Genomic DNA, 8,626 nt, shown 5'->3' with positions numbered 1-8,626 from the left:
GCCCTCTCCACCGGCACCACCTTCGCCCCCAGCACCAAATGGCACGACTACTTCGGCCTCAACGGCGAAACCACCCTGTGACAGCGGTCAGGCGAGGTCGGCCCCGGGCCGACCTCGCCTGACGCGCGGGTTCGCGTACGGGCACGCCCGGTCGTCGCCACCCATGGCCTTGTCCAGCAGCTTCCGGCCGGTCGCCACCTCGTACACCCGGAGGCGGTAGTTGGCCGGCAGCAGGGTCAGCGTGTCCGGCTTCGGGTCGTCGTAGCGGCACTTGCGGATCGTCGCGCCGGCGCGCCGGCGGCGGGCCCGGCGGGTACGCCCCGAACGGGGCGGTGTGCCCCGGTGGCCCGTCCGGCCGGTCGGTTGACGGCGACCCGGCCTGCTGGTCCGCTGCGGTCGACCACGGCGGTGGCGGGGCGGGTGTCGGCCCGTGGGCCGGACCGCCCGACGGCGGCATCCACGCCGAATCCGGTCCCTGTGCCCCGCCGGTCGGTGCGTCCGGGTGCTGTTCGGCCCCCGTGTCGGCCATGTCGCATCCCCTTGTCGAACAAGTGGAAGCGCGGAATTACCAGCGTTCCGCGCGGCGGGCTGTCCCGTGCCGGTGCCCCAGTAGATCGTTGCGCTATCTAGATGGCGGCGCTACTGTCCACGGGGTGATGACGGGATGAACCAGGAACGGCGGGCGCAGTGGCTGCGCGGGGTGCTCGAACTCTGCGTGCTGGCGCTCCTGAGCCGGGGTGAGTCCTACGGCTACGAACTGTCCCAGGCGCTGCGGGCCCACGGGCTGGGCGCCGTGCAGGGCGGCACCCTCTACCCGGTCCTGCTGCGACTGCAGCGCGCCGGCCTGCTCACCGCCCACTGGCGGGAGGGCGGGAGCGGGCCGGCGCGCAAGTACTACCGGATCAGCCCGGCCGGCAGCGCGGCGCTGCTCGCCGCCGCGACCGACTGGAGCGCCTTCGCGTCGAGCGTGGGCGCACTACTGAACGAGGAGCCGAAGCGGTGAACCACAACCTCTGGCTCGCCGCCCTGACCGGCGAGCTGCGCCGGCACGGGGTGGGGCCCGACCTGACCGGTCACGTCGTCGCCGAGGCGGCCACCCATCTGCTCGACAGCGGAGAACCGCCGTTGCGGGTCTTCGGCGCGCCGGAGGCGTACGCGCGGGCGGTCGTCGACAGCCTCGGCGGCCCCGACGTACGCCCACCGCGCCGCCAACCGGGACCGGTGCGGCTCACCGCCCGGAACATCACGAAGCGCTACCGCGGGCAGACCGTGCTGGACCGGGTCGACCTCACCGTCCGGGCCGGGGAGATCGCGGCGGTGGTGGGCGCCAACGGCGCCGGCAAGAGCACGTTCCTGCGGATCTGCGCCGGCCTGCTGAGCCCGGACACGGGCACCGTGGAGGTCCACGGCACGCTCGGCTACTGCCCGCAGGACGGCGGCACGGCCGAGTTCCTCAGCGCCGACGAGCATTTCGTGCTGATCGGCGCCGGCCGAGGGCTGGGTCGGACGGCGGCCCGGCGGACCGGGCGCGCGGAGGCGGCCGGGCTGGAGTGGACGCCGCCGCGACGCACCCAGGCGCGGCACCTCTCCGGCGGCACCCGGCAGAAGCTCAACCTGGTGCTGGCCCGGATCGGCGAGCCGGACGTGCTGCTTCTCGACGAGCCCTACCAGGGTTTCGACCGGGGCACCTATCTCGACTTCTGGCACGAGGTGTGGCGCTGGCGCGACGCTGGCAAGGCCATCGTGGTCGTCACCCACCTGCTCAACCAGCTCGACCGGGTCGACGTCGTGCTCGACCTGGCGACCCTCGGGGAGCGTGAGGCATGAGCCGGGTCCTCGTGGTGGCCGAGACCGCCCTGCGCGAGCTGCTGCGCCGCCGTACCGTGCTAGTCATCCTGCTGCTGTTGCCGCTGGCCTTCTACCTGAGCCGGCGCGGCGACTACCTCGGGCAGTCGATCCGCTTCGTCTGCCTCGGCCTGGGCTGGGCGTTGAGCACCGCCGCGCTGTTCGCGGGCAGCGCGGCGCGCGGCATCGAACCCCGCCTGCGGCTCTCCGGCTACGGCAGCCGGCACCTGGTGCTCGGCCGGCTGCTCGCCCTCTGGACGGTCGGGCTGCTGCTCTCCACCCCGTACTTCCTGCTCATCCTGGTCGACCAGCGCGACGTGCGGTACGCGGCGATCGCGCTGATCATGATGCTGACCGTGTTCGTGGCCGTGCCCTTCGGCCTGCTGCTCAGCGCCGTGCTGCCGCGTGAGCTGGAGGGCACGCTGGTGCTGCTGACCGTGGTCGGTCTCCAGATGGTGATGGACCCGGCGGGCAGCGCGACCCGGGCGCTGCCGTTCTGGTTCAGCCGCGAGATCGCCACCTACGCCGTCGACCACACCGACGGCGGCTATCTCACCCGGGGCCTGACCCACGGGCTCGTCTTCGCGGTCGCGCTCACGGTGGCGGTCGTGGTGGCCGCCGCGGTGCGGCTGCGCCAGCGGCGGCACCTGCGGCTCGCGACCTGACCTCGGCGGCGGCGGACGAAACCCGGTCGCCGGGCGTGACAGGATCGGCGGGTGCAGATCGGGTTGCTCGGGCCGTTCCGGGTCACGACGCACGCCGGCGTCCCGGCCGACGTGCCGGGCGCGCGGCTGCGCGGTCTGCTGGCCGCCCTTGCGCTCCAGCCCGGCCGCGTGGTCCCGAAGGCAACACTCGTCGACTGGATCTGGGGTGAGCAGTCACCCGCCGACGCCGCGAACGCCCTGCAACGGCTGGTGTCCCGGCTGCGTAAGGCACTGCCGGCGAGCGCGGTCGACGGGCTGCCGGACGGCTACCGGCTCGCCGTCGAGCCCGACGCCGTCGACGCCGTACGGTTCGAACGTCTCGTCCGCCGGGCCCGCGACAGCGACGGACCGCAGCGGGTCCGGCTGCTGCGCGAGGCGCTGGGCCTGTGGCGCGGCGATGCGCTGCGGGACGTCGGCCTGCCCGACAGCCCGGCGCTCGACGCGGCGGCCACCCGGCTGGAGCGGCTGCGCCTGACCGCCACGGAGGACCGGTACGACGCCGAGATCGGGCTCGGTGGGGAAGCCGACCTGATCGCGGAGCTGACCGACCTGGTGGCCGCCCACCCGGTGCGCGAGCGGCTCGCCGCGGCGTTGATGCGCGCGCTCGTCGCGGCCGGCCGGGACACCGAGGCGCTCCTGGTCTACCAGCGCACCGCCGATGCGCTCGCCGACGCCCTGGGCGTCGATCCGTCCCCGGAGCTGTCGGCACTGCACGTCGCCCTGCTGCGTGGCGGGACGGTACGCCGGGAGGACAGCCGCCGGACAAACCTGCGCGCCGAGCTGACCAGTTTCGTGGGTCGGGACGCCGATGTCGGCGCGCTCGGCGCGCTGGTGGCCGAGCACCGGCTCATCACGCTCACCGGTCCGGGTGGCTCCGGGAAGACCAGGCTGGCCACGGAGGCGGGGCGCCGGATGACAGGTGACCTGCCCGACGGCGTGTGGCTGGTGGAGTTCGCCGCCGTCAGTGCCGACGGGGACGTGGTGCAGGCGACGCTTTCCGGGCTCGGCATGCGGGACGCGCTGCTCGGCGACGCGGCGAGCGCGGAGCCGGTCGACCGGCTGGTCGCGGCGATCCGGGACCGCGACATGCTGCTGATCCTGGACAACTGCGAACACGTGGTCGAGCAGGCGGCGGCGCTGGCCGACCGGCTGCTCGGCGAGTGCGGGCGGCTGCGCATCCTGGCCACGAGCCGGGAACCCCTGGGAATCACCGGCGAGGTGTTGTGGCCGGTGGCGCCGCTGGGCCTGCCGGACGGCGACGCCGTGGTCGCCGAGATCGAGTCCTCGCCCGCCGTACGCCTGCTGCGGGACCGGGCCGCCGCGGTCCGTCGGGACCTCGCGTTCGACGCCCGCACGGCCGCGACGATGGCACGTGTCTGCCGCGCGCTCGACGGTATGCCGCTGGCGATCGAGCTGGCCGCGGCGCGGCTGCGCACCATGTCCGTCGACCAGCTCGCCGGCCGGCTCGACGACCGGTTCCGGCTGCTCACCGGCGGCAGCCGGACCGCCCTGCCCCGGCACCGGACGCTACGCGCGATCGTCGACTGGAGCTGGGAACTGCTCACCGACGCCGAACGCGTGGTCCTGCGCCGGCTGTCCGTGTTCTCCGGCGGAGCGAGCCTGGAGGCGGCCGAGCGGATCTGCGCCGGGGGTGCCGTCGTGGCCGACGACGTGCTCGACCTGCTGACCGCGCTGACCGAGAAGTCGCTGCTGGTCGCCGCGGGCGGGGCCGGGCCGCGTTACCGCATGCTCGGCACGATCAGGGAGTACGCCGCGCAGCGGCTCGCCGAGGCGGGGGAGGCGCACCTCGCCCGCCACGCGCACCTGGCGTACTTCACCGAACTGGCCGAGGCCGCCGCGCCGCGTCTGCGCCGCGCCGACCAGCTCACCTGGCTCGCGCGGCTCGACGCCGAACACGACAACATCACCGCCGCGATGCGGGGCGCGCTCGCGGCCGGCGAGGCGCGTGCGGCGATGCGGTTGGCGGCCGGTGCCGGCTGGTACTGGTGGCTGGGCGGCCACCGGACCGAGGGCATGGAGCTGATCATCGCGGCCACCGAGACGCCCGGCGAGGTGCCCGAGGACATCCGTGCCGTGGTGTACGGGCTGGTGGTGCTGTTCCTCACCTCCGGGCCGGGTGACGCGCAGCACGCGGCGCAGTGGATCCACAAGGCGTACCGGTTGAGCCGGGCCGGCGGGGGCGCGCACCCGGAGCTGGCCCTCGTCGTGCCGATGGAGCGCATGCTGCGGGAACCGGACGCGCTGCTGCCCGCCTGGGAGACGCTGCTCGACCACGAGGACCCGTGGGTACGCGCGCTGGCCCGGCTGCACCTGGGCAAGCTGCGGGTCATCCTCGGCCGGGAGCCGGCGGAGGCGGAGGCGTCCCTGCGGCGGGCGCTCGCCGAGTTCCGGGCGGTCGGCGAACGGTTCGGTATCTCGTTCGCGCTCAGCGAGCTGGCCGAGCTGATCGCGGCACGCGGTGACGTCGCCGCCGCGTGCGCGTACTACGAGGAGGCCGTCGTGGCGGTCACCGAGGTCGGCGCCGTGGAGGACGTGATCCGGATGCGGGCGCGGTTGGCGTGGCTGCACCGGTTGCGCGGCGACCACGTGGCGAGCACGGCCGCCCTGACGGAGGCGCAACGGCTCGCCGCCCGGGTCGCCTGGCCGGGTGCCCTGGCCGAACTGGCGCTGGCCGAGGCGTACCTGGCCCACTACGACGGCGACGCGGACGAGGCGTACGCGCAACTGCGGGCCGTGTCGGCGTTGCTCGGCGACGAGGCGGACCTGGCCGGCATCCGGGCGGGCACCGAGGATCTGCTGGGCTACCTGGCCAGGGACGTCGAGCAGGCGCGTACCCATCGGGCGGCGGCGTGCCGGGCGGCGCGCGACGGCGGCTACGCGCCGCTGACCGCGCAGGTGCTCGTCGGTGTCGCGGACCTGGCGTTGCGGCTGGACCGGCCGGATCAGGCGGCGCGGCTGCTCGGCGCCAGTGCGGCGGTACGCGGGCTGCCCGACCGTTCCCACCCCGAGGTGCCCCGGATCGAGGCGGCCGCGCGCGACCGCCTCGGCGACGCGGGGTTCGCCGAGGCGGTCGCACAGGGCCGGGGGACCGACTGGGAGCGGCTGGCCGGGATCACGCTCGCTTCGTGAACGTGGACCGCGCCCACAGGTAGCCGACCATTGCGATGCCGGCGCACCAGGCGAGCGCGGGGATCACGTCGCCGGCCGACGGCGTGCCGGCGAGCAGGCCGCGCAGGGTCTCGATGACCGGCGTGAACGGCTGGTACTCGGCGAACTGCCGCAGTCCCGCCCCCATCTTGTCCGCCGGCACGATCGCGCTGCTGAAGAACGGCAGCAGGATCAGCGGCACGGCGGCCATGCCCGCCGACTCCGGCGACTTGGCGAACAGGCCCAGCGCGACGGTGAACCAGCTGACGGCGACGCTGAGCAGCACCACCGTGCCGGCCACGCCGAGCCAGTCGAGGGGTCCGGCGGCCGGGCGGAAACCGAGCAGGAACGCCACCCCGACCAGGGCCGCGACCGCGACGACGTTCGTGAGCACGGTGGCGACGACGTGGCCGGTCAACACCGCGCCCCGGGAGACGTGCATGACCTTGAACCGGTTGATGATGCCCTTGGTCATGTCGGAGCTGACCGACACGGCGGTGCCCCCGAGGCCGTAGCAGACCGCCAGCAGCATCAGGCCCGGCGTCGCGTAGTCGACGTAGTCGACACCCACGGAGAAGGCGTCGCCGAGCATGTACACGAACATCAGCATGACGATGATCGGCATCAGCACCGCGTTGAACACCGAGTTCGGGTTGCGGCGCAGGTGCGTCAGGTTGCGGCGCAGCATGACGACCGAGTGGTTCCTGCTCATGCGGCCACCTCCGGGGTACGGCCGGTCAGGGCCAGGAACACGTCATCCAGGTCGGGGGTCTGCACGGACAGCTCGTCCGCGCTGATCGCGTGCGCGTCGAGCCGGTCGAGCAGGGCCCGCAGCGAGGCGGTCCCACCGTCGGCGGGCACCCGCAGGGCCAGCGACTCCTCGTCGCGTACCGCGTCGGGCAGGGCGAGCGCCGCCGCGTCGAGTTCGGCGACGGTGCCGAACCGCAACCGCACGTGCGTGCCGGGGATCCGGCGCTTCAGCTCCTCCGGCGTGCCCTGGGCGACCAGCCGGCCCTGGTCCAGCATCGCGATCCGGTCGGCGAGCCGGTCGGCCTCGTCGAGGTACTGGGTGCTGAGGAAGACGGTCACCCCGTCGGCCACCAGCTCCCGGATGATCGACCACATGATGCGGCGGCTGCGCGGGTCCAGCCCGGTCGTCGGCTCGTCCAGGAAGATGATCCGCGGCTCGCCGACCAGCGTCATCGCCAGGTCCAGCTTGCGCCGCATCCCCCCGGAGTACGTCGACACCGCCTCGTCGGCGGCCCCGACCAGGTCGAACCGTTCCAGCAGCTCGGCGACGACCCGCCTGCCGGTCACCCGGCCGCGCGGGCCGAGGTCGACCATGAGTTGCAGGTTCTCCCGCCCGGTCAGCAGTTCGTCCACCGCCGCGAACTGCCCGGTCACACCGATCGCCGCGCGGACCGCCTTGGCCTCGGTGACCACGTCGTGCCCCGCGACCCGCACCGTCCCGGCGTCCGCGCGGATCAGGGTGGTCAGGATGTTGATGGCTGTCGTCTTGCCGGCCCCGTTGGGGCCGAGCAGGGAGAAGATCGTGCCGGCGGGGACATCCAGGTCGATGCCGTCGAGCACCACCTTGTCCTGGTACGCCTTGCGCAGCCCGGAGACCGCGATCGCTGAACTCGTCATGCGACCACCATGGGCGGCCGTGCCGCCACCGCCCTGACACGGCGCTGACACGGCCGCTGACAGCTTGTCGGTGGGCTGTCGTACGGCCGCTCGGTGGATCGGGAGGCGTTCTCGGTGATCGTGGAGCGGGCCCGGCACCTGGTCGCGGAGCTGTCGGCGCTGAGCCCGGCGGGCGCGATCCGGGTTAACCGCTGGTCCGTCGCGGGCCGGGTGGGCGAGCATGGTCGGCATGGCCGGGTCGACGGGTACGAGGCTGCCGCTCCAGGGCGGTCTGCCACCCGACGAGGCGCTTACCGGCGCGGTGCTGGAGATCGCCTGCGACGAGTCCGGTTTCTCCGGCACCAACCTGCTTGATCCGGCCACCCCGGTGATCGTCCACGCGAGTGTCGACCTGAGCCGCGACGAGGCCGCCGAACTGATCCGTACGCTGCGGTCCGGGTTCCGGTTCTCGCCCGACGAGGTCAAGTCCCGGCAGTTCCTGCGCAGCCACGAAGCCGCCGAGGTGGTGGAGTGGTTCCTGTCGGCGCTGCGCGGCCGGGCGCACGTGCACCTGGTCGACAAGGAGTTCTTCCTCGCCACCCGGGTCGTCGACCTGCTGCTGGCCGAGCCGTCGTACGCGGCGGGCACCCGCCTCACCGGTGACCGGCGTCCGGCCGCGGCGGCGCTGCACCGGGCCGGGCGGGCGGCCGGACCCGACTGGGCCGGCTTCCTCGCCGCCGTCGTCGACATGCTGCGCACCAAGCGGCGGGACCGAGCGGACGACCGGAGCGTGCAACGGTTCTTCGCCGCGCGGGACGCGCTGCGGCGTCACGTCGGGGACGGGCCGGCCGGCGCGGTCCTCGACGCGCTCGACCGGGCCCGGGTCGCAGCCGTGCAGGCCCGGTTGTACGCGGGCGACCGGACGATCCCGCCGCCGCTGGAGCCGCTGCTGCCGGCGCTGGCCGAGACCGTCCTTCACTGGAGCGGCGGACGGCGGCGGGTGCTGGTGATCCACGACGAGCAGAGCGCGCTCACCGAAGGCCGGCTGCGCCGCCTCCAGGCGGCGCTGGCCGCGGGCGACCAGCCCGGCCCGTCACCGCTGGCCGGGCTGGTGATGACCGACTCGCGCGACGACCCGCGCGTCCAGGTCGCCGACCTGCTCGCCGGGGTGGCCCGCCGGATGCCCGGCCTCCCCGGCGACGGGCCGCTGCGCCCGCTGCTGTCCCGGGCCTCCGGCCACGACCGAGCGCCGGCGCCGCGGCGCACGCCCCGAACACCGTAGC

General features: G+C 74.3%; 7 protein-coding genes. 5 read left to right on the top strand and 2 right to left on the bottom strand.

All coding sequences use genetic code 11. The features are described from left to right. The first annotated feature begins 664 nt into the window (after positions 1-664). From ACLQ2X_RS26250 to ACLQ2X_RS26235, 4 genes are read left to right on the top strand one after another with little or no spacing between them, the layout of a single operon-like run. Positions 665-1,003: a PadR family transcriptional regulator gene (locus ACLQ2X_RS26250; RefSeq protein WP_425683753.1), complete on the top strand. Its 339-nt coding sequence runs from the start codon at positions 665-667 to the stop codon at positions 1,001-1,003. Then, the gene (locus ACLQ2X_RS26245) at positions 1,000-1,827 is read left to right on the top strand and encodes an ATP-binding cassette domain-containing protein (RefSeq protein ID WP_425683752.1); all 828 of its coding nucleotides are present in this window, start codon (positions 1,000-1,002) and stop codon (positions 1,825-1,827) included. Before ACLQ2X_RS26250 ends, ACLQ2X_RS26245 begins: the two co-directional genes overlap by 4 nt. Further along, entirely contained in the window at positions 1,824-2,510 is a 687-nt protein-coding gene (locus tag ACLQ2X_RS26240) for a hypothetical protein (protein ID WP_425683751.1), read from the top strand. The genes ACLQ2X_RS26245 and ACLQ2X_RS26240 overlap by 4 nt, the downstream gene beginning before the upstream one ends. Positions 2,511-2,561: 51 nt before the next feature. After that, positions 2,562-5,699, top strand: coding sequence for a BTAD domain-containing putative transcriptional regulator (locus ACLQ2X_RS26235; RefSeq protein ID WP_425683750.1), 3,138 nt, complete (start codon positions 2,562-2,564; stop codon positions 5,697-5,699). Here ACLQ2X_RS26235 and ACLQ2X_RS26230 read toward each other — a convergent pair. Continuing rightward, on the bottom strand, positions 5,683-6,429 hold the full coding sequence (locus ACLQ2X_RS26230) for an ABC transporter permease (RefSeq protein ID WP_425683749.1): 747 nt from the start codon (positions 6,427-6,429) through the stop codon (positions 5,683-5,685). The two genes, ACLQ2X_RS26235 and ACLQ2X_RS26230, sit on opposite strands and share 17 nt — an antisense overlap. Next, positions 6,426-7,364, bottom strand: coding sequence for an ATP-binding cassette domain-containing protein (locus ACLQ2X_RS26225; protein ID WP_425683748.1), 939 nt, complete (start codon positions 7,362-7,364; stop codon positions 6,426-6,428). Before ACLQ2X_RS26225 ends, ACLQ2X_RS26230 begins: the two co-directional genes overlap by 4 nt. Positions 7,365-7,593: 229 nt before the next feature. Here ACLQ2X_RS26225 and ACLQ2X_RS26220 point away from each other — a divergent pair, with 229 nt between their 5' ends. Continuing rightward, positions 7,594-8,625 (top strand): DUF3800 domain-containing protein, encoded by a 1,032-nt coding sequence (locus tag ACLQ2X_RS26220; protein WP_425683747.1) that lies wholly within the window; start codon positions 7,594-7,596, stop codon positions 8,623-8,625. Position 8,626: the final 1 nt, after the last annotated feature.

The organism is Micromonospora sp. DT31, from assembly GCF_049841795.1.
In the GTDB taxonomy this organism is placed as follows: domain Bacteria; phylum Actinomycetota; class Actinomycetes; order Mycobacteriales; family Micromonosporaceae; genus Micromonospora.
The sequence above is the reverse complement of the archived record's forward strand: the minus strand, read 5'-3'. Positions and strand labels throughout refer to the sequence as shown.